Genomic DNA, 20,989 nt, shown 5'->3' on the forward strand with positions numbered 1-20,989 from the left:
CATTTTCAAGGAGGATTTTTTCAATGTCTAAGAAAGTCGTAATTGCAAGTGCATGCCGTACCGCAGTAGGTTCTATGGGTGGCCAGCTCAGTACTGTTCCAGCAGCTGAGATGGGTGCCGTAGTTATCAAGGAGGCTCTGAAGAGAGCAGGCGTTGCTCCGGAGCAGGTTGATCACGTATACATGGGATGTGTTATCCAGGCTGGCCTTGGTCAGAACGTAGCACGTCAGATGTCTCTGAAAGCTGGTCTTCCGGTAGAAGTTCCGGCAGTTACCCTGAACGTGGTTTGCGGTTCTGGTCTGAATGCTGTAAACGCAGCAGCAGATATGATCCTTGCAGGCGATGCTGACATCGTAGTAGCTGGTGGTGCAGAGAACATGTCCGCAGCTCCGTATGCTCTGATGAAGGCTCGTTACGGATACCGTATGAACAATGCGACCATGATCGACACCATGGTAAATGACGCTCTGTGGGATGCATTCAACGATTACCACATGGGTATCACCGCTGAGAATATCTGCGATCAGTGGGGTATCACAAGAGAAGAACTCGATGAGTTTGCAGCAGCTAGCCAGCAGAAGGCTTGCGCAGCTATCGAGGCTGGACGTTTCAAAGACGAGATCGTTCCGATCGAAGTTAAGAAGAAAAAAGAGACTGTTATCGTAGATACCGATGAGGGTCCGCGTCCGGGTTCCACTGTAGAGGTTCTTGGCAAGCTTCGTCCGGCATTCAAGAAAGACGGACGTGTAACAGCTGGTAACGCTTCCTCCATCAACGATGGTGCAGCAGCTGTAGTTGTTATGAGCGAAGAGAAAGCAAAAGAACTGGGTATCAAACCGATGGCTACATGGGTAGCAGGCGCTCTGGGCGGTGTAGATCCGAGCATCATGGGTATTGGACCGGTTGCAGCTACCAAGAAAGTTCTGAAGAAGACAGGCTGGAAGGTAGAAGACTTCGATCTGATCGAGGCAAACGAGGCATTCGCAGCTCAGTCTATCGCTGTAGCTCGTGACCTTGGCTTCAACAAAGACATCCTGAACGTAAACGGCGGTGCAATCGCTATCGGACATCCGGTAGGAGCATCTGGCTGCCGTATCCTGACAACTCTGTTATACGAGATGCAGAAACGTGACGCTAAGAAGGGTCTGGCTACTCTGTGTATCGGTGGCGGCATGGGCTGCGCAACGATCGTTGAGAGAGACTAATCTCTGACGCAGAACCGGAGTCGTCGGGGCTTATCCCCGGCGCTCCGGCTGTTTCTGGTTTTACGTATTTCAATTCAAGAGCTTTTTAGGAGGAACTGGAAGTGGGATTTGTAGACTATGAGGTAGACGGACACGTCGCAGTCATAACTATTAATCGTCCGAAGGCACTGAACGCGTTAAACGAGGATGTGCTGAAGGATATTGAAGCTGCATTTGATGCAGTAGACCTTTCCGAAATTCGTGCAATTATCCTGACCGGCGCAGGAGAGAAATCTTTTGTAGCTGGTGCTGACATCGCTGCTATGAGCGTGATGACCAAGGAGCAGGGCGAGCACTTCGGTAAATTCGGCAACGATATTTTCCGCAAGATCGAAACCTTCCCGATTCCGGTTATCGCGGCAGTAAACGGTTTCGCACTCGGCGGCGGCAATGAGCTTGCCATGAGCTGTGATATCCGTATCTGCTCGGACAATGCATTATTCGGACAGCCTGAAGTAGGTCTTGGTATCACACCAGGCTTCGGCGGTACACAGAGACTCGCACGTCTCATCGGACCGGGCAAGGCAAAAGAGATGGTATTTGCGTCCCGCAACATCAAAGCGGACGAGGCATACCGTGTCGGACTTGTAAATGCTGTTTATACACAGGAAGAGCTGATGCCGGCTGCGAAGAAGCTGGCAGGCGCTATCGCAAAGATGGCTCCGATCGCTGTCAGAAACAGCAAGAAGGCGATGAACGACGGACTTCAGACTGATATGGATCAGGCTATCGTGATCGAGGAAAAACTGTTTGGCGGATGCTTCGAGACAGAAGATCAGAAGAACGGTATGCAAGCATTCCTTGAGAAACGGAAAGTGGAGCAGTTTAACAATAGATAGTTAGTTAAATTATAGTTGTATAATTTCAGGAGGATTTGTCATGAAAGTTGGTATTATTGGTGCAGGAACCATGGGTTCCGGAATCGCTCAGGCATTTGCCCAGGTAGATGGATATGAAGTATGCCTGTGTGATATTAACGAAGAGTTTGCTTCCAACGGCAAACTGAAAATTACCAAGAACTTTGAGAAGAGAGTAGCAAAAGGAAAGATGGCAAAAGAGGATGCAGACAAGATCCTTGCCAGAATCCATACCGGCGTTAAGACTATCTGCAGCGACTGCGATCTCGTAGTTGAGGCAGCAATCGAGAACATGGAGATCAAAAAACAGACCTTCAAAGAGCTGGGCGCTATCTGCAAGGCAGACTGCGTATTTGCTACCAATACATCTTCTCTGTCCATTACAGAGATTGGTGCAGGTCTTGACCGCCCGGTTATCGGTATGCACTTCTTCAACCCGGCTCCGGTTATGAAGCTGGTTGAGGTTATCGCAGGCTTAAACACTCCGGCAGAGATTGTTGACAAAGTTAAGAAGATCTCTGAAGAGATCGGCAAGATCCCGGTACAGGTAGAAGAGGGCGCTGGTTTCGTAGTAAACCGTATCCTCATCCCGATGATCAACGAAGCTATCGGTATCTACGCTGAGGGCGAGGCTTCTGTAGAGGGTATCGATACCGCTATGAAGCTGGGTGCTAACCATCCGATGGGACCGCTTGAACTGGGCGACCTGGTAGGTCTGGACGTTGTTCTGGCTATCATGGAAGTACTTCAGTCTGAGACGGGTGATCCGAAGTACCGTCCGCAGCCGCTTCTTAGAAAGATGGTTCGCGGCGGCAAGCTTGGCCGTAAGTCTGGCGAGGGCTTCTACAAGTACAACTAATATGTACATAAGTCTGGCTTCTTGACCAGATGAAAACATAATAGAGTACCAGATTTTTAAGAACCGCAGCGGGGCGGCACTTAAAGCCGCCTCTTAAGCGTATATAAGAAAATGATGGAGGAATAGACACATGGATTTTACATTAAGTAAAGAGCATGAAATGGCGAGAAAGTTATTCCATGACTTCGCCGAGAACGAAGTAAAACCTTTGGCACAGGAAGTTGACGAGACAGAGCACTTCCCGGAGGGAACCGTTAAAAAGATGCAGAAGCTTGGCTTCATGGGCATCCCGGTTCCGAAGGAGTATGGCGGACAGGGCTGTGATCCGTTAACATACGCTATGTGCGTTGAGGAGCTTTCCAAAGTTTGTGGTACTACCGGCGTTATCGTATCTGCACACACATCTCTGTGCTGCGATCCGATCCAGACCTTCGGTACTGAAGAGCAGAAACAGAAATACCTGGTTCCGCTTGCTAAGGGCGAGAAGCTTGGTGCTTTCGGTCTTACTGAGCCGGGTGCTGGTACAGATGCTCAGGGTCAGCAGACCAAGGCTGTATTAGACGGCGACGAGTGGGTATTAAACGGCTCCAAAGTTTTCATTACCAATGGTAAAGAGGCTGACATTTACGTTATCATCGCTGTAACAGGCGTTGTTGAAGTAAAGGGCAGAAAGAAAAAAGAGATCTCTGCATTTATCGTAGAGAAAGGAACTCCGGGCTTCACCTTCGGTACCAAAGAGAAGAAGATGGGTATCCGTGGATCTGCTACATACGAGCTGATCTTCACAGATTGCCGTATCCCGAAAGAGAACCTGCTTGGCCAGAAGGGCAAAGGTTTCCACATCGCTATGCATACCCTGGATGGCGGACGTATCGGTATCGCTTCCCAGGCACTTGGTCTTGCAGAGGGCGCTCTTGAGAGAACTGTTGATTACGTAAAAGAGAGAAAACAGTTTGGTCGTGCTATCGGTCAGTTCCAGAACACTCAGTTCCAGCTGGCAGATATGGCTACCAAAGTTAAAGCAGCTCAGCTCCTTGTTTACAGAGCAGCCGTTGCTAAGAAGACACAGAAAACCTATTCTGTAGAAGCAGCTATGGCTAAACTGTATGCAGCAGAGGTTGCTATGGAAGTTACAACCAAGGCTGTACAGCTTCACGGTGGTTATGGCTACACGAGAGAGTACGACGTAGAGCGTATGATGCGTGATGCTAAGATCACTGAGATCTACGAGGGTACATCTGAGGTTCAGAGAATGGTTATCTCCGCTGATCTGTTAAAATAATTCAGTCTGCAGAGAAATCAGAACAATCTCAGTCCTAGAGAAAAAAGAAAAAAATAAGGAGTGAAAATACCGTGAAAATTGTAGTTTGTGTAAAACAGGTTCCGGATACCAAAGGCGGAGTTAAATTTAACCCGGATGGTACTCTTGACAGAAGCGCAATGCTGGCAATCATGAACCCAGATGATAAAGCAGGTCTGGAGGCAGCGCTTCGCTTAAAAGATCAGTATGGTGCAGAAGTTACCGTAGTTACTATGGGTCTTCCGAAGGCTGAAGAGGTTCTTCGCGAGGCTATGGCTATGGGCGCAGACAATGGTGTTCTTGTAACTGACCGTGTACTTGGTGGTGCAGATACCTGGGCTACTTCCCAGACAATCGCAGGCGCACTTCGCAACCTGGATTATGACTTAATCATTACTGGCCGTCAGGCTATCGATGGCGATACCGCTCAGGTAGGTCCGCAGATCTCCGAGCATCTTGGACTTCCGGTAATCAGCTACGCTCAGAACATCCGTGAAGTAAACGAAGCTGAGAAATACATCGTAGTTGAGCGTCAGTATGATGATAGATATCACGTAGTAAAAGCACAGCTTCCGTGTCTTTTAACCGCTCTTGCAGAGTTAAACGAGCCGCGTTACATGACTCCGGGCGGAATCTTCGATGCATACGCAAAAGAGATTACCGTTTGGGGCAGAAAAGATCTGAAAGAGGTTGAGGATTCCAACCTCGGTCTGAAGGGTTCACCGACACAGATCGCAAAAGCTTCCGATAAGGTAAGAAAGGGTGCTGGCGAGAAGGTAGAACTGGATCCGGCAGCTTCCGCAGATTATATCGTTGGCAAACTGGCAGAGAAACACATTATCTAATTATTTTATAGAAAAGAGTGGTGAATAAGATGAACAACTTAGAAGCATATAAGGGCGTATTTGTCTTTGCACAGCAGGTGGATAATGTTATCAGCAATATCGCTTTTGAGCTGATTGGCAAAGGTAAAGAATTAGCAAAAGATTTAGGAGTAGAGGTAACCGCTGTTTTAGTTGGTTCTGACGTTAAGGGTCTTGCAGATCAGTTAGCAGAGTACGGTGCAGACAAGGTTATCGTTGTAGACGATCCGGAGTTAAAAGAGTACCGTACAGAGCCGTACACACATGCAATCGCATCTGTTATCGAAGAGTTCAAACCGGAAATCTTCCTGATCGGTGCTACTGCAATCGGTCGTGACCTTGGTCCGCGTGTTTGCGCTAGAATCCATACAGGTCTGACTGCAGACTGTACAAAACTTGATATCGGTGATTTCCCGATGAATCCGGTTCCGGGTAGAGAGACAAAGCACAATCAGCTGCTTATGACTCGTCCGGCATTCGGCGGCAACACCATCGCTACCATCGCTTGCCCGGATTTCCGTCCGCAGATGGCAACCGTTCGTCCGGGTGTTATGCAGAAGGCTCCGAAGGAAGCTGGCAAAAAAGCTGTTGTTACTGAGTTCAATCCGGGATTCACAAAGAACAACAAATATGTTGATATTCTGGAAGTTGTTAAGGCTGTATCCAACACCGTTGATATCATGGATGCTAAGATCCTTGTATCCGGCGGTCGTGGCGTAGGAAGCCCGGAGAACTTCAAGATTCTGGATGATCTGGCAGAGGCTATCGGCGGTACCGTAAGCTGCTCTCGTGCAGTTGTAGATGCTGGCTGGAAGCCGAAGGATCTTCAGGTAGGTCAGACAGGTAAGACTGTTCGCCCGAACGTATACTTTGCAATCGGTATCTCCGGTGCTATTCAGCATCTGGCAGGTATGGAAGAGTCTGACATCATCGTTGCTATCAACAAAGATGAGTCTGCTCCGATCTTCGATGTTGCTGACTACGGCGTAGTAGGTGACTTAAACAAGATCGTTCCGATGCTGACTGAGAAGATCAAAGAAGCTAAAGCAGCAGCTAAGAACAACTAATTAAAATAGGAAGAGAAATCTTCTTAGCATATAGCAGTAGAGTTTTGTATGTTTTTCTCTGATAAATATATGAGACAGCGCCGGCTGGACGGATTTATCTCAGTCGAGAAGACTGAGATAAACGCTCCGCGAGGATGCGCAGTGATTCTGATAGGAATATGTCAGCTTCGCTGACCAGAATCACGCGCCAAGTCTCACGAACGTTCGACTTGAATCCACCCAGTACTCCGCAGTCCCATGCCAGCGAGTAAAGAGAACCCTGTTTCCGAGGTGATGAGCCTGGGAGGCAGGGTTTTTTTGTGTAATAGGAAATTTCTTAGAATTTGCTATTACACAAAAAGGCACATTTTTTATTCTGGTCAAAAACACTTGACAGATTAAGGTGGATTGCCCGTATAATAGAGTATCTGGAATATAGATATGATTTATCTGCTATATAAGAAAATACAGGTTACTGTTCACGGGTAGGCACTTTTGGAACCGAAAGTGCCGTAAGAAAACGTGGTGGCGGCAGGAAGTTGCCGTATTTAAATGCGAAACCACGGCGAATTCTGTTACTGGGCACGTATGCGTGAACAGTAACAAATACAGGATGGTATGATTTATGTTATTTAGTTCCCTTGTGTTCCTATGGTATTTTTTGCCAGCGGTATTTTTGCTTTATTTTATAACGAAAAATCTGCATATCCGCAATGGCGTCCTTCTGGCTGCCAGTCTCTTTTTTTATGCGTGGGGCGAGCCGAAGTATGTGATTCTGATGCTTGTTTCGATCGGGCTGAATTATTTCTTTGGATTGTGGATTGGGAGGATGCAGAGTAAACACAGAATGCGCTTTGCTGTTACAACCTGCGTGTTTTTAAACCTCCTTCTTCTGGGCTATTTCAAATATTTTAACTTCGCAGTCGAGATTGCAAATTCTCTGTTAAGCCGCTTTGCGGGCGGCGCACATACACTTTCTTTCCGCGAGATTGCTCTTCCGGTCGGAATATCCTTCTACACGTTTCAGGCGCTTTCCTACGTGGTGGATGTGTACCGGGGGACGATTCAGGCGCAAAAAAATATCTTTCATCTGGCGCTCTATATTTCTTTCTTTCCGCAGCTCATCGCGGGACCGATCGTCAAGTATCACGATGTCTGCGAACAGATTGGGAACCGGCAGTGTACGGCGGAGGGGATGGCGTATGGAATCAAGCGCTTTTCCTACGGACTGGCGAAAAAAATGTTGTTTGCTAATACCTTTGCGGCGACGGTGGACTGGATGATGGAGAAACCGCTGGCACAGCTGGGAACGGTCAATGCGTGGATGTTGGCGGTTTTGTACACACTTCAGATTTATTTTGATTTTTCGGGATATTCGGATATGGCGATCGGATTGGGAAAAATGTTTGGATTTGATTTTATGGAGAACTTCAATTATCCGTATATCTCTACCTCGATCCGCGAGTTCTGGAGACACTGGCATATTTCACTCTCGACCTGGTTTAGGGAATATCTTTATATCCCGCTGGGCGGCAACCGGAAAGGGCAGGTGCGGACGTATATTAATCTGCTGATTGTCTTTTTTGCGACCGGGCTCTGGCATGGCGCTGGGGCAACCTTTATCATCTGGGGATTGTACCATGGGCTGTTTCTGGTGGTGGAACGCATGGGACTTGGGAAGCTATTGGAGAAGAACTGCTTCCGGGGACTGAATCACATCTATACGGCGTTGGTTGTAGTGGTTGGCTGGGTGTTCTTCCGCGCCGATACGCTGGCGGATGCGAAAGTGATCCTGCATCAGATGTTTACCTGGGAGAACGGCATCTATCCGGCGTCGCTGTTCGTGAATCGGAAGGTGATTTTTCTTGCGGTGCTGGGCGTGCTGCTTTCGGGCATCGTGCAGAGTATATGCCCGAAGCTGCGGGAGCATTTGTATGAGAAAGAAGTGACAAAGACAGTGGATATTGTGATTATGGCTGTGCTGCTGTTTTTGTGTACCATGTATCTCGTCAGCAGCACGTATAATCCGTTTATTTATTTCAGGTTTTAGATCCAGCCGCCGTCCAGTTGAATTATCTGTCCCGTTAAATAGGAGTTCTCGCTCCCCAGCTGGTATGCCAGTTTTCCGACTTCCTCGGCACGCCCCATACGTCCGGCTGGAATTTCTTCCAGCAGGGCATTCCGTTCTTCTTCATCGAGAAACTGGTTCATTTCGGTGTCAATAGCGCCGCAGGCGATCGCGTTGACCTGGATGCTGCTCGGCGCAAGTTCCTTCGCGAGGGCGCGCGTCATGGCGTTGATGCCGCCTTTGGTGGCAGAATAGGCGACTTCGCAGGAAGCGCCGCAGACGCCCCAGACGGAGGAAATATTGAGAATGCGTCCCGATTTGCGTGACACCATCATCGGAACAGCGAGGCGGCAGCAGTTGAAGACGGAGGTCAGGTTGGTATTGAGAATGTGGTTCCACTCGTCCGGCGTCATATCCTGGAACAGACCGATGTAGGAAATCCCTGCATTGTTGACGAGGACATCCAGGGAACCGAAGCGCTCCCGGATCGCGTCAAACAGGCGGGAACAGCTCTCAAAATCGCCCGCATCGCCCATCCAGGCAAGGCAGGAAACGCCCAGCGCTTCGATTTCGCGCTGGGTCTTTTTTAATTCTTCTTCCCGCCTCAGGCAGGTAATCACGACATCCCAGCCATTCCTGGCGTAGGTTAATGCAATCGCTTTCCCGATTCCGCGGGAAGCGCCGGTTACGAGGATAGTTTTATGATTCATGGCAGTAAACTCCTTATATGCGAATGTTTTTGAGAATTGCGGGAGCACGCAGTGCAGAGCAATTCGGTATCAGAGGGGTCAAAAGCTTTTGACTCCAACATCATATTTGATTGAATTATAGCATGTATTTAAAATTCATGAAATAGTTTCATTTTTCCGCCTGTCATAAAATCGTAAGAAATTTTCATCCATTTTTTGCTGTTCTGAGTGTTTTACAGCATTGTATGAAAGTGCCAAAATGTGTTATACTAAAACCAAATGGATCTGACACAGCGATAGAGCGGATCAATTACCGAACAGATTCGGAAGAAAGGAACTGTATACCATGTATGATATAATAATCATTGGTTCCGGACCAGCTGGCTTGAGTGCGGCGATTTATGCACAGCGGGCATGTCTGGACACGATTGTGATAGAGAAGAATGGAATCAGCGGCGGACAGGTGCTGAATACCTGGGAGGTGGACAATTATCCGGGATTTCCGGGTGTGACCGGCTTTGAGCTTTCCAGACAGTTCCGGGAGCATGCAAACAAGCTGGGAGCAAGAGTTGTACAGGATGAGGTCGTGCAGGTCGAGCTTTCAGGAAATGTGAAGAAAGTAGTCTGCGAGGAAGAGACGTATGAGGCACGCTGTGTGATTCTGGCATCCGGAGCACATCACAGGACGTTGGAGGTGCCGGGAGAAGAGGAACTTCGCGGGGCAGGCGTTTCATACTGCGCGACCTGCGACGGGGCATTTTTCCGGGGAAGGACGGTTGCCGTTGTGGGCGGCGGCGACGCGGCGCTGGAAGATGCAATTTTTCTTGCACGGATGTGTGAAAAAGTATATATCGTCCACCGCAGAGACAAGCTTCGCGGGGCAAAACGGCTGCAGGAGCGCTTACAGGCGCTTGAAAATATTGAATTTGTCTGGAACAGCGAGACGGCTGCGATTGAAGGAAATGGTCAGGTGGAGGCATTGCGGCTGAGACAGACCAAAACCGGAGAAGAGAAGCGGCTGGACGTGGATGGTGTTTTTATTGCGGTCGGAATCGCACCGGAGAGTGAGCTGTATGCGGGTCAGTTAGAGCTTGATGAGCAGGGCTATATCCGGGCGGATGAGAGCGGTCAGACGAGCGTTCCGGGCGTATTTGCAGCCGGAGATGTCCGGACCAAGGCGCTGCGCCAGATTCTGACAGCGGCATCGGACGGTGCAAACTGCGTGGCATCTGCAGAGCGATATCTTCAGGCATAACTCATTTTTAACATAGAAGAAAACAGAGTAACTGTTTAGTAGGTCTGCGCATTTACTGCGCTGACCGTACGAAAACATGGGGCAGCAGGCAAAAATCCCATTGCCGTAGGCAATTTTTAATGGATTTTTGCGCGTGACTGTGAAGGTACTGAACAGTTACAGTTTGAGATAAAACGACGGAACAGAACGGACAGAAGAGTAGGAGGTCCTTATGAGAAAAACGCTGAAATTTCTGATAGCATCAGGAGCGTGCCTTGTGATGGCAGGGACGGGACAGATGAGCGCCCAGGCGGCGATGAATCTGGAGACGGATGCCCCGGTCGCTGGTGCGTCAGTGGCGATCAATAATTACTATGCGAGCAGCTTGAACCCGGAAAAAGAGCTGGCGGAGGCATTTGCTTCTAAAGAAGTTCTGGCAGTGGCGGGAGCCGGTCAGACGGGCGTGTCAGGCGGTGCGCAGACAGCCAAACCGGCACAGGTGCCAGCAGAGACGAAAGCCCAGCCAAAGGAGACAACTGGCGAGACAGAGGCGGTTGTCCGCGCGATGTCTAAGTCGATCTACGATAATATCGCGATTTCCCGTGTGACCAATTATGTCAATGTGCGCGCACAGGCGAGCACCAGCAGCGAGGTAGTCGGAAAGATTTACAATAACTGTGCGGCGACGATTCTGGACACGGTGGACGGCGAGGGCGGCAAATGGTACCATATCCAGTCGGGGTCCGTGACCGGTTATATTAAAGCACAGTATTTTGTGACTGGCGAGGAGGCGTCCAAGATTGCCAGGGAGGTCGGCACAACCTACGCGAAGGTTACAAATACCTCTACGCTTCGCCTGAGAGAGACGCCGAGCTTAGAGGGCAAGACGCTGGATCTTCTTTCTGCCGATGCAGAGTATGAGGTGATCGGAGAAGAGGGCGATTTTGCCAAGATTTCCGTCGATAATGATCTGGTCGGATATGTGTATAAAGATTATATTACGACACAGGTAGACTTTAAACAGGCAGTTTCCGTAGCTGAGGAACAGCAGCAGAAAGCTGAAGAAGAAAAACTGAAACAGGAAGCGAATGCGGCGATCGAGAACCTGGAACAGGTAAAGAAGAAAGCCGAGGAAGAGTCGAGGGCAGCGGAAACCACGGCAGCAGCGAAGGAAACCACGGCAGCTGCCAAAGAGACGACCAAAGCACCGGAGACTTCCTACAGCGGAACAATAGAGGCGAATCCGAGCGAAAGCAAGGCAGCTGGGACGACAGCGGCAGCCAAGGAGACGACAAAGGCAGCTGAGACGAAAGCGCCGACTACCGCGGCAGCGACGAAAGCGACCACTGCAAGCGGCGTTGGACCGGGCGGCGGACCAGGCACAGGCGGTACGTCCTCTTCTGGAAATGAAGTAACAAATGCTACCCGTTCTGCGGTTGTGGCATATGCAAAGCAGTTCCTTGGAAATCCGTATGTATACGGCGGAACCAGTCTGACAAACGGCGCGGACTGTTCCGGATTTACAATGAGTGTATTTGCACATTTCGGTATTTCAACCGGACGAAGCTCGAGAGATCAGGCGGCAAAGGGCAAGGAGGTTGCGGTCAGCGCAGTACAGCCGGGCGATCTGCTTTTTTATGCGAGCGGCAATTATATCAATCACGTAGCACTTTACATAGGCAATGGACAGGTTATCCACGCAAGTACGGCAAAGAGCGGCATCAAGATTTCGCCGTCCAACTACCGAACACCGTGTAAGGCAGTTTCATTCTTAAATTAGTAAACGCAGATAAAGGAGTATATCGGTTCTTACGGAACGATTTCATATCCGTAGGGCTCGGTGGGAATACCGCAAAATTACGTTGCCAGCGGGGCAGAAGATTTCTGATCGGTGAGACAAGTAATTTTGCGGTATTTTTTCATTTTCATAGGAAAATGTATGCACTCGCGCGAAGCAGAAACATGTCGCAAGCGACCGCGCTCGGCGCGAGAATGTGCCAAGGCACATTCTTTTTATAAAAAAGGAGAAAAATCATGGCAGAATTAAGAGAACTTTCCGTAAACCAGTTTGTAGAAGAAACTGCTTCGAAGGCGTCTGTACCGGGCGGCGGAAGCGTGTCGGCGATGGTGGGGGCGCTGGGCGCGGCATTGATGGAAATGGTGGCAAATCTGACGATCGGAAAGGAAAAATATGCCGGGGTGCAGGAGGAAATGCAGGCGCTGGCAGCTGAGGGCGCTGCGCTGCATGAGGAGTTGCTGGCGGGGATCAAAAAGGACAGCGAATCGTTCAATGGATATATGAGAGCGCTGAAGCTTCCGAAGGAGACGGAGGAGGAGAAAAAAATCCGCACTGCCGCCCTGCAGCAGGGGTTAAAAGAGGCGACCGAAGCGCCGCTTGCGATTGCGGAGTCAGCGGCAAAGATTTTTCCGATGGCGGAAGCGGTCGTAAAGAGGGGCAATAAAGGTGCCGTTTCCGACGGTCTGATTGCGGCGATGTTAGCCCGGACAGCGGTTGTGGGTGCCCTCTTTAATGTGAAGATCAATCTGGCATCGATCAAGGACGAAAGTTATGTATCAGAACTTGAGAAAAGAGTAGAAAAACTGGAATCGGATGCAATTTTTTGTGAAAAATCAATTTTGTGTCTTTCCAAATTGTCAGACACAGTATATAATAGATAACATTCACAGCCTTTCCGGGAAATTCACAGGGGGGATCTTCTTTACAGAAGATAAAGCAGATAACATTCACTGTGTGAAAACTTCCGTAACAGGCAAAACCGCAAAAACAGGGAGGTACAGGAGTAATGATGACAGATATTGAGATTGCACAGGCAGCGAATCCACTGAAAATCGGTGAGATTGCACAGGCAGCAGGCGTAGACGAGAAGTATCTGGAGCAGTATGGAAATTATAAGGCAAAGGTTGACTACAGTCTTCTGAAAGAGACCGAGGGCAAGGATGGAAAACTGATTCTGGTGACCGCGATCAACCCGACTCCAGCCGGAGAAGGAAAGACCACGACCACGGTCGGTCTGGCAGACGGATTGAAACGTCTTGGCAAAAAGGTAACCGTAGCGCTTCGTGAGCCGTCGTTGGGACCGGTCTTTGGTGTCAAAGGTGGTGCAGCTGGCGGCGGATATGCACAGGTCATTCCAATGGAGGATATCAACCTCCATTTTACCGGTGATTTCCACGCGATCGGCGCAGCAAACAACCTGCTGGCAGCGATGCTGGACAATCATATCTATCAGGGCAATGCACTCCGCATCGATCCGAAGCGTATTACCTGGAAGCGTGTTGTCGATATGAATGACCGTCAGCTCCGCAACATCGTAGATGGTCTGGGACGCCGCGTGGATGGCGTGACCCGTGAGGACGGATATGACATCACGGTTGCCAGCGAGATCATGGCAGTTCTGTGCCTGGCACGCAATATTACGGATCTGAAAGAACGCCTTTCCAAGATTATCGTAGGTTATACCTATGACGAGGAACCGGTCACTGCCGGTGATCTGAAAGCAGCGGGCGCGATGACGGCTCTTTTAAAGGATGCCCTGAAACCAAATCTGGTACAGACCTTAGAGCATACACCGGCATTTATCCACGGCGGTCCGTTCGCGAACATCGCGCATGGATGTAACTCCGTCATTGCGACAAAGATGGCATTAAAGCTGGGTGATTACACGATCACAGAGGCTGGCTTCGGCGCTGACCTGGGTGCGGAGAAATTCCTGGATATCAAGTGCCGGATGGCAGAGCTGAAACCGTCGGCGGTCGTTGTAGTAGCGACAGTACGTGCCCTGAAGCATCACGGCGGCGTGGCGAAGGCTGACTTAAACGCAGAGAATCTGGAAGCACTGGAGAAGGGACTTCCGAACCTGATGCAGCATGTAGAAAATATTACCAAGGTATATGGACTTCCGTGTGTCGTAGCGATCAACCGCTTCCCAATGGATACCGAGGCAGAATTAAAGCTGATCGAGGACAAGTGCCATGAGGTCGGTGTCAATGTAGCTCTGTCCGAGGTATGGGCGAAAGGCGGAGAAGGCGGCGAGGAGCTGGCAAAAGAAGTCATCCGCCTGTGCGAGACTGAGAGCGATTTCCACTACTGCTACGAGACCGATACAACGATCGAGGAGAAGCTGGATGCGATCGTGAAGAAGATCTACCACGGCGATGGCGTTGTACTCACGGATGCAGCAAAGAAGCAGGCAAAACGCCTGACTGAGCTTGGATTTGGTAACTATCCGATCTGTATGGCGAAGACGCAGTACAGCTTTTCGGACAATGCGAAGCTGCTCGGCGCACCGAAGAACTTTATAGTAACTGTCCGCAACCTGAAAGTATCCGCGGGCGCAGGATTCATCGTAGCGTTGACCGGCGACATCATGACGATGCCAGGACTTCCGAAGATGCCAGCGGCAGAGAAGATCGATGTCGATGAGAATGGACGGATCACGGGTCTGTTCTAAAAAAAGAAGTAACTGTTCAGTAGGTCTGCGCATTTACTGCGCGTGACTGTGAAGGTACTGAACAGTTACGAAAAGAAATAGAATATGAATGGAACTTAACACAACGCAAAAAGGGGAACTGCCACATGGCAGCTCCCCTTTTTGCCAGGAAACTTGTCTACTTATAGTACGAAGCGATGAATTAAAATTCTGGTTCAATCAATCCGTAGGTGTTGCCTTTACGTTTGTAAACAACATTGACCTGCTCGGTCTCGGAATTCAGGAATACATAGAAACTATGTCCTAAGAGTTCCATCTGTACACAAGCCTCTTCCGGATCCATCGGCTTCATAGCGAATTTCTTTACTTTGACGATATCTACTTCGTCGTTGGAATCATACTCTTCGTTTATGAAGAGGTCAGAGAATGCAACGGCTGCCTGTTTCTTGTCTACGATTTTATTCTTATATTTTTTGAGCTGACGCTCGATGATTTCTTCTACCAAATCAATCGATACATACATATCGTTGCTTTCCTGCTCTGCACGGATGATGGTGCCTTTGACAGGGATGGTAACCTCGATCTTCTGACGATCTTTCTCAACCGTAAGTGTGATATTCACTTCGGTGTCCTGATTGAAGTATCGCTCTAACTTTCCGATCTTCTCCTCTACAGCTGCTTTTAACCCCGGGGTAACATTGATATTTCTTCCAGTAATCTTATAACGCATAATCATCGCTCCTTTTTATTGGGATGGCTATAGTATACCACTTTTGGATGTTAAATTCAACCTTTTTCGCAAAATTGTCAACACAATTAATTGAAAAACAGGTCGAAATACTGTGTCGTTTGATTTTTCACGAATTGCTGTTGTTTTATAAGGGAGTTGCGCGCGGTTTGTGCGGCGGACAATGAAATATTAAAAAAGAGTCTTGCAGGATAGGGCAGAATGGGTGTGTTTTTGCAACAAAAAAAGGTCGAAAAAGCTAGGAAAAACGGGGGTTTGGAGGCAATGCGAGGGTTCTTCATTTGTCAATAGATCTGCTTGTATTTTTGGAAGAAATATGCAAGTTTATGAGATCTGAACAAAAAAGAAATCAAAATGCGCCGGGGAAAACGGGGGCTTCGTGAACAGACGGAAATTGTGGATAATGTGGATAAGTCGGTGCAAAACTCCATTTTCCCTAAAAAAGGGAAAAAATGGGTGTGCAAAACTTATCCACAAAACTGGGGACAAAATGTGGATAATGTGGACAACAAGAAAGCCGAACATACATTTTGTGCAACTTGTCTGGTTTACCATAAAGTTGGCGGGCTGGCAGAAGAAAAAACGTTTTACCTGGATAGGCAGGGAGGCGGCGTTTTGCAGCAGGCACCCTGAACGGGATCGAAGCAGGGTGGCATTTTAGAGAAGTTCCAGAAACTTCTTGACCTGCGGAAGTCGATCACTGGTGGGCTGGCAGAGCAGATACGTATTGCGGACAAAGGGTGTGCCATCCTGCCAGAAAAGCGCCTCGGTGTAGCCGTCAAAATTATTCAGGCAGATGGACGGCAGGATACTCCAGCCAAGCCCATACCGCACCATTTCCTTGCAGGTATCGATGCTGTCGATCTGGAAATTCCGTCGGATGCCGGTCAGTCCACGCGCTTCGAACCAGGAGAAAAGCTGGGAATTTAAGCCGGAGTCGGTGTTGTGGCTGATGTACGGATAGTCGGTCAGAGGACGCCCTGCGTCCTCGCGGCTGCAGATCAGGCACATGGGTTCGGAGGCGAGAAGAATCTTTTTGCCGTCCCAGTTATATTCGCCGCGCAGGATGGCGAGGGAGATTTCTTCTTTGCAAAGCATCTTGTAGAGCTGGCGGCTCTGCTCGGTCGTGATATGCACCTCTACTTTGGGATAGCGGTCTGTGTAGTCCTTGAGGATTGCCGGGAGGCGGTAGTGGGCGTAGTTCAGAGAACAGCCGAGTCGCAGCGTGCCGCAGATATAGTCCTGGCTGGCGGCAGCGAGTTCTTCCATCTGCTCCATATTTTTTAGGATCGTGCGGGCGCAGGGCAGCAGGCTTTCGGCTGCCGGGGTGAGGAGCACGCCGCGCTTGGAGCGGATGAGCAGCGGACAGTGCAGTTCTTCTTCCATCTTCTGAATCCGCTTGGTGATGGCAGGCTGTGTCATATAGAGAGACTGCGCCGCCTTTGTTATATTTTTGTGCTGGTCGAGCGCCAGCAGCAGTTCATAGTTACGTTTATCCATATCGAACTCCTTATCATTCCAAATCGTTATGAAGTTTGATAAGATCATACCATTTTACAGCGGATGGGGCAATGAGTTATAGTATGTATAAGAAAAAATTAATAGTAAGTTGGTTGCTGTTCACAGGTAGGCACTTTTGGAACCGAAAGTGCCGTAAGAAAACGTGGTGGCAGCAGGAATTTGTAACTGTTCACAGGTGGGGATTTTCTGAACTGAAAATTTCGTGCGATACAGGGCAGGAGCCAAGGAAAACTCCGTTCAAAACACAGCACAAGGGCAGCTGCAGATGTGAAAGTAAAAACACAACATAGAAGCAGTGAAACAAAAAAGAAGGTTCAATGAAAATAAGCATTATAGGAGAAGGAGGAGAATTATGTACATGAAAAAATATCCATGTGTCTACATGAGAGGAGGTACCAGCAAAGCGGTATTTTTCCACGAGAAGGATCTGCCGGAGGATAAGAGTCTTTGGGATGATATTTTCCTGAAAGTCATGGGTACCCCGGATGTGAAGCAGATTGACGGCATGGGAGGAACGGTTTCTTCGACCAGCAAGATTGCGATCATTGCACCGTCCGACAAGCCGGGCGTGGATGTGGAATACACATTCCGTCAGGTGGATATCGTGATTCCGAGAGTGGACGGAAGGGCAAACTGCGGAAACATCTCATCGGCGGTTGGTCCGTTTGCGATTGATGAAGGTCTGGTTCCGGCGGTTGAGCCGATCACGGTGGTGCGCGTGTTAAATACGAACACCAATAAGATCATTGAGGAACATGTCCGCGTTGAGGACGGTCATGCGATGGTACACGGCGACGAGGTGATTCAGGGGGTTCCGGGAACGGGTTCCCGCATCGATATGTATTTTGAGGACCCGGCTGGTTCCAAGACAGGAAAGCTGTTCCCGACCGGTCAGAAAAAAGAGGTATTCGATGTACCGGGATATGGTCCGGCGGAAGTGACTGTACTTGATTGTTCGAACCCGATGGTATTTATCAAAGCATCGGATCTGGGAATTAAGGGATCCGAGCTTACGGAACTGAATCAAAATAAAGATGTGATGGAACACATCGAGCGTATCCGCGGCATGGCGGCAGTGAAATGCGGTTTCGTGGAGAACTGGGAGGACGCGCGGACGAAATCGACGTCGGCTCCGAAGGTTTCCATCGTCTCTGCTCCGCAAGACTACATCAATATGGATGGAAATGAAGTAAAAGCGGATACGATGGATCTCTGCTGCCGGGCGATCTCGGTCGGCGCACTTCACAAGGCGTACCCGATGACTGTAGCAGTCGGAACAGGCGCAGCAGCACGGATTTCAGGCACAATCGTCAATGAGATTGTCAACCCGGCGCCGGATCAGGATATTATCCGTCTGGGACATGCGAGTGGCGTGACCGAAGTGGATGTTAAGATGGACGGCGAAAAAGTCATCAAGGGCGGCGTGACACGGACGGCGAGACGTATCATGGACGGCTGGGTGTATGTGAGAGACTAATGCAAGAAATGAAAATGGAAGATAGCTGGAAAAGTAAAAAAGCAAGCTTTGCCACATTGCAATGGACGTCGTAAAAGAATAAAGGTAACCTGGCAACAAACACAAGATAGAAGAGGGAGAATGATTATGGGACTTCAGGTAGTAGCACTTGGATGCCTGATTGGGGCGATTGTACTTGGATTTGTGAAGAAAACAAATGTAGGTCTGGTCTGCTTCGGTCTGGCTTTGATACTGGGAAAAATTGGCGGCATAGGTGCGTCAGATATCTATAAAGGATTTCCATTTAAGCTGTTTGCAACCCTGCTCGGAACGATGCTGTTTTTCAGCCTCTTACAGCAGAATGGAACTCTGGAAAAGATATCGGATCGTCTGATAGGACTTTGCGGGAAACATTTATTTTTAGTACCGATTATCATTTATGTAGTTAGTTTTGGTTTATCTGCAGCTGGACCGGGCGCGATCAGCGTGCAGTCGGTTACCGTCCTTTTTGCAGTCGCATTGGCAGTACAGATGAAGGTAAGTCCGATTCTGATGGGTGTCATGGCGATTCTCGGTGCGGTCGGCGGAACGGCTTCCCCGATTGCCCTGACAGGTATTATCGTAGGTGATATGATGACAGAGATGGGAATTGAAGGTTCCATCAACAATATTTTCATCGGTGTCAGCGTCAGCAACTTTGTCTGTGCAGTTGCGATGTATATCCTTTTAGGCGGCTACAAGCTGCGCGGAAATGCAGAGAGCGGCGAGAAAAAGGTGGAGAAATTTACGCGGAATCAGTGGCTCAGCCTGATTGCTCTGGTAATCATGGTTGTGCTGGTTGTCGGCTTCTCCTATGATGTAGGACTTCTCTGCTTCACACTGGCAATGATTCTGATTTTACTTGGAACAGCAGATGAGAAAAAAGCGATCAAGGCGATTCCGTGGAGTGTTCTGATTCTGATTGCAGGCGTCAATGTTCTGATGAATATTACCCAGACAATGGGCGGCATCGACCTGCTTTCCTCCATCCTGGCATCCTTTATGACGAAGCGGACGGCTGGTTCGATCATGGGCTTTACGGCAGGCTTAATGTCCTGGTTTTCCAGTGCAAACGGCGTTGTATTCCCGACTCTGATTCCGACGGTTCCGGATATCGCATCCCAGGTAGGTGGTGCATCCGTCATGCAGATTATCACTGCAATCGTGTGCAGCGCAACTGTTGCAGGTATCAGCCCGCTTTCAACCGGCGGCAGCCTGATTCTGGCAAGCTATGCACAGGAGACGGACTGCAGCGATAAGGAGCAGCAGAAGATGTTCGGTACTCTGTTCGCACTGTCCGCGACAGTCGTTGTGATTGTGTGTGTACTGACCTTTATCGGAGTGACAAGTTTTGTTGGATAATTGACAGAGCCAAGAGGAGAAAGCGGAAGTTCAGAAAACGGAATGCCATTTTGAATGGATTTGGTTTTGAAAATGGAACAGGCTGGTTTCTGAACAAACGTTAAGTGGAAGTTTAAGGAAAGGATAGGGAGAATCTATCATGAAACAGTTCGCATATGTAGGATGCCGCACCACCAAGGAGCGTAACGCCCGCGGCAAAGGCATCCGTATTTTTGAGATAGAAAATGGAACCTGGAAACCGGTTGGACTTTTAGAAGGTCCGGTTAATCCGTCCTATTTTTGTCTGAATGAAGCACAGGACATGCTGTATACCATTCATGGTGATTACAGCGAAGTCAGCGCTTATCGAATCCAGCCGGATGGAAATCTTGTCTACTGCAATACAGTGGGCACACACGGAACGAATCCGGTGCATCTGGTGCTTGATAGAAGCGGAAAATGGCTGTATGTGGCAAATTTACAGACCGGTGCAGTTTCATTGATTCCGGTGCTGGAGGATGGAAGTCTTGGAAAAATCAAGGAATTGTATTTCATTTCCGGTAACGGCGGTCCGGGTTATATTTCCCATCCGCATCAGACGATGCTTGATCGGAGCGGACGCTGGCTGGCAGTTCCATCCCAGGGACGGCTTCAGGGTGTCGGAAAAATTACATTATTTGAAACAAACGGAACAGAAGGAACACTGAGAGAGCATTTTGCCATCAAGGGACGCACAGGGGCAGAGCCGAGACACTGCGTATTTGCACCGAGCAACCGTTTCTGCTATTGCGTGAATGAGAAAGACAGTACGGTAGCGGCGTACCGGTTTGATGAGAACGAGGGAACGCTGGAGCCGATGCAGATTTTGACGAGTCTGCCGGAGGACTATGCTGGAGACGGCTGGGCGAGCGCTATCGATATGGATGCAGAGGGAAAGACCCTGTACGTATCGAACCGCAAGCATGACAGCGTGAGCGTGTACCATCTTGACGCTGAGACAGGCCGGATGAGCTGGATGCAGAACATTAAGACCGGCGGTGAACAGCCAAGATTTTTGACTGTCAGTCCGGATGGAGAGTGGGTTGCTGCAGCCAATGAGGTAACAGACACCATTGTATGCTTCAAGAGAAATGAGAATGGAAGTTTACAGGAAAATCCGGTGGTAGTAGAAACGGAGAGCCCCGTCTGCATAGTATTTAAGACCCGGTAGAGAAAAAAGCCGAGATATTTTTGAATTGAAAAGCCGATTTTTAGCAGAAAAATGAGAATGATT

At 49.1% G+C, this 20,989-nt stretch carries 18 protein-coding genes; 15 read left to right on the forward strand and 3 right to left on the reverse strand.

From position 1 onward, the window contains the following. The first annotated feature begins 23 nt into the window (after window positions 1-23). The 7 genes from DXB70_RS09170 to DXB70_RS09200 all read left to right on the forward strand — a co-directional run bounded on the left by DXB70_RS09170 (window position 24) and on the right by DXB70_RS09200 (window position 8,219). The gene (locus DXB70_RS09170; protein ID WP_107001360.1) at window positions 24-1,205 is read left to right on the forward strand and encodes an acetyl-CoA C-acetyltransferase; all 1,182 of its coding nucleotides are present in this window, start codon (window positions 24-26) and stop codon (window positions 1,203-1,205) included. A 101-nt stretch (window positions 1,206-1,306) separates the two neighbouring features. Next, on the forward strand, window positions 1,307-2,083 hold the full coding sequence (locus tag DXB70_RS09175) for an enoyl-CoA hydratase-related protein (RefSeq protein WP_118638307.1): 777 nt from the start codon (window positions 1,307-1,309) through the stop codon (window positions 2,081-2,083). A gap of 40 nt (window positions 2,084-2,123) precedes the next feature. Further along, the gene (locus DXB70_RS09180; protein ID WP_118638306.1) at window positions 2,124-2,960 is read left to right on the forward strand and encodes a 3-hydroxyacyl-CoA dehydrogenase NAD-binding domain-containing protein; all 837 of its coding nucleotides are present in this window, start codon (window positions 2,124-2,126) and stop codon (window positions 2,958-2,960) included. A gap of 130 nt (window positions 2,961-3,090) precedes the next feature. Beyond that, complete coding sequence (locus DXB70_RS09185) at window positions 3,091-4,242, forward strand: acyl-CoA dehydrogenase (protein WP_118638305.1); 1,152 nt, start codon at window positions 3,091-3,093, stop codon at window positions 4,240-4,242. A 71-nt stretch (window positions 4,243-4,313) separates the two neighbouring features. Further along, window positions 4,314-5,105, forward strand: a complete 792-nt coding sequence (locus tag DXB70_RS09190) for an electron transfer flavoprotein subunit beta/FixA family protein (RefSeq protein WP_118629344.1) — start codon at window positions 4,314-4,316, stop codon at window positions 5,103-5,105. A 29-nt stretch (window positions 5,106-5,134) separates the two neighbouring features. Next, window positions 5,135-6,190 (forward strand): electron transfer flavoprotein subunit alpha/FixB family protein, encoded by a 1,056-nt coding sequence (locus DXB70_RS09195; RefSeq protein ID WP_117796101.1) that lies wholly within the window; start codon window positions 5,135-5,137, stop codon window positions 6,188-6,190. Window positions 6,191-6,845: 655 nt separating this feature from the next. Continuing rightward, window positions 6,846-8,219, forward strand: coding sequence for an MBOAT family protein (locus DXB70_RS09200; protein ID WP_347559610.1), 1,374 nt, complete (start codon window positions 6,846-6,848; stop codon window positions 8,217-8,219). Here DXB70_RS09200 and DXB70_RS09205 read toward each other — a convergent pair. Continuing rightward, on the reverse strand, window positions 8,216-8,947 hold the full coding sequence (locus DXB70_RS09205) for an SDR family oxidoreductase (protein WP_118638303.1): 732 nt from the start codon (window positions 8,945-8,947) through the stop codon (window positions 8,216-8,218). The two genes, DXB70_RS09200 and DXB70_RS09205, sit on opposite strands and share 4 nt — an antisense overlap. A gap of 316 nt (window positions 8,948-9,263) precedes the next feature. Between DXB70_RS09205 and trxB the strand changes: the two genes are divergently transcribed. From trxB to DXB70_RS09225, 4 genes are all read left to right on the forward strand, one after another. Next, window positions 9,264-10,181, forward strand: a complete 918-nt coding sequence (gene trxB / locus DXB70_RS09210; RefSeq protein WP_118468434.1) for a thioredoxin-disulfide reductase — start codon at window positions 9,264-9,266, stop codon at window positions 10,179-10,181. A gap of 211 nt (window positions 10,182-10,392) precedes the next feature. Next, window positions 10,393-11,940: an SH3 domain-containing C40 family peptidase gene (locus DXB70_RS09215; protein ID WP_118638302.1), complete on the forward strand. Its 1,548-nt coding sequence runs from the start codon at window positions 10,393-10,395 to the stop codon at window positions 11,938-11,940. A gap of 254 nt (window positions 11,941-12,194) precedes the next feature. After that, on the forward strand, window positions 12,195-12,839 hold the full coding sequence (locus DXB70_RS09220; protein WP_118468430.1) for a cyclodeaminase/cyclohydrolase family protein: 645 nt from the start codon (window positions 12,195-12,197) through the stop codon (window positions 12,837-12,839). 125 nt (window positions 12,840-12,964) lie between these two features. Further along, window positions 12,965-14,632 carry a formate--tetrahydrofolate ligase gene (locus DXB70_RS09225; protein ID WP_118673173.1) on the forward strand — a complete coding sequence of 556 codons (1,668 nt, stop codon included), beginning with the start codon at window positions 12,965-12,967 and terminating at the stop codon, window positions 14,630-14,632. Between the two features lie 181 nt (window positions 14,633-14,813). Here DXB70_RS09225 and raiA read toward each other — a convergent pair whose 3' ends face one another. After that, complete coding sequence (raiA, locus tag DXB70_RS09230; protein WP_022360630.1) at window positions 14,814-15,341, reverse strand: ribosome-associated translation inhibitor RaiA; 528 nt, start codon at window positions 15,339-15,341, stop codon at window positions 14,814-14,816. A 372-nt stretch (window positions 15,342-15,713) separates the two neighbouring features. Between raiA and DXB70_RS09235 the strand changes: the two genes are divergently transcribed. Then, window positions 15,714-15,992: a hypothetical protein gene (locus tag DXB70_RS09235; RefSeq protein ID WP_118673174.1), complete on the forward strand. Its 279-nt coding sequence runs from the start codon at window positions 15,714-15,716 to the stop codon at window positions 15,990-15,992. Window positions 15,993-16,016: 24 nt separating this feature from the next. On the opposite strand, the gene DXB70_RS09240 is transcribed toward DXB70_RS09235, so the two are convergent. Beyond that, window positions 16,017-16,859 carry a LysR family transcriptional regulator gene (locus DXB70_RS09240; protein ID WP_118673175.1) on the reverse strand — a complete coding sequence of 281 codons (843 nt, stop codon included), beginning with the start codon at window positions 16,857-16,859 and terminating at the stop codon, window positions 16,017-16,019. Between the two features lie 379 nt (window positions 16,860-17,238). Here DXB70_RS09240 and DXB70_RS09245 point away from each other — a divergent pair, with 379 nt between their 5' ends. From DXB70_RS09245 to DXB70_RS09255, 3 genes are all read left to right on the forward strand, one after another. Further along, on the forward strand, window positions 17,239-18,357 hold the full coding sequence (locus tag DXB70_RS09245) for a PrpF domain-containing protein (RefSeq protein WP_207665601.1): 1,119 nt from the start codon (window positions 17,239-17,241) through the stop codon (window positions 18,355-18,357). Window positions 18,358-18,483: 126 nt separating this feature from the next. Continuing rightward, entirely contained in the window at window positions 18,484-19,737 is a 1,254-nt protein-coding gene (locus DXB70_RS09250) for an SLC13 family permease (RefSeq protein WP_118468422.1), read from the forward strand. Between the two features lie 139 nt (window positions 19,738-19,876). Next, window positions 19,877-20,926 carry a lactonase family protein gene (locus DXB70_RS09255; RefSeq protein ID WP_118673177.1) on the forward strand — a complete coding sequence of 350 codons (1,050 nt, stop codon included), beginning with the start codon at window positions 19,877-19,879 and terminating at the stop codon, window positions 20,924-20,926. Window positions 20,927-20,989: the final 63 nt, after the last annotated feature.

It is taken from the genome of Clostridium sp. OM05-5BH (assembly GCF_003481505.1).
Taxonomy (GTDB): domain Bacteria; phylum Bacillota; class Clostridia; order Lachnospirales; family Lachnospiraceae; genus Otoolea; species Otoolea fessa.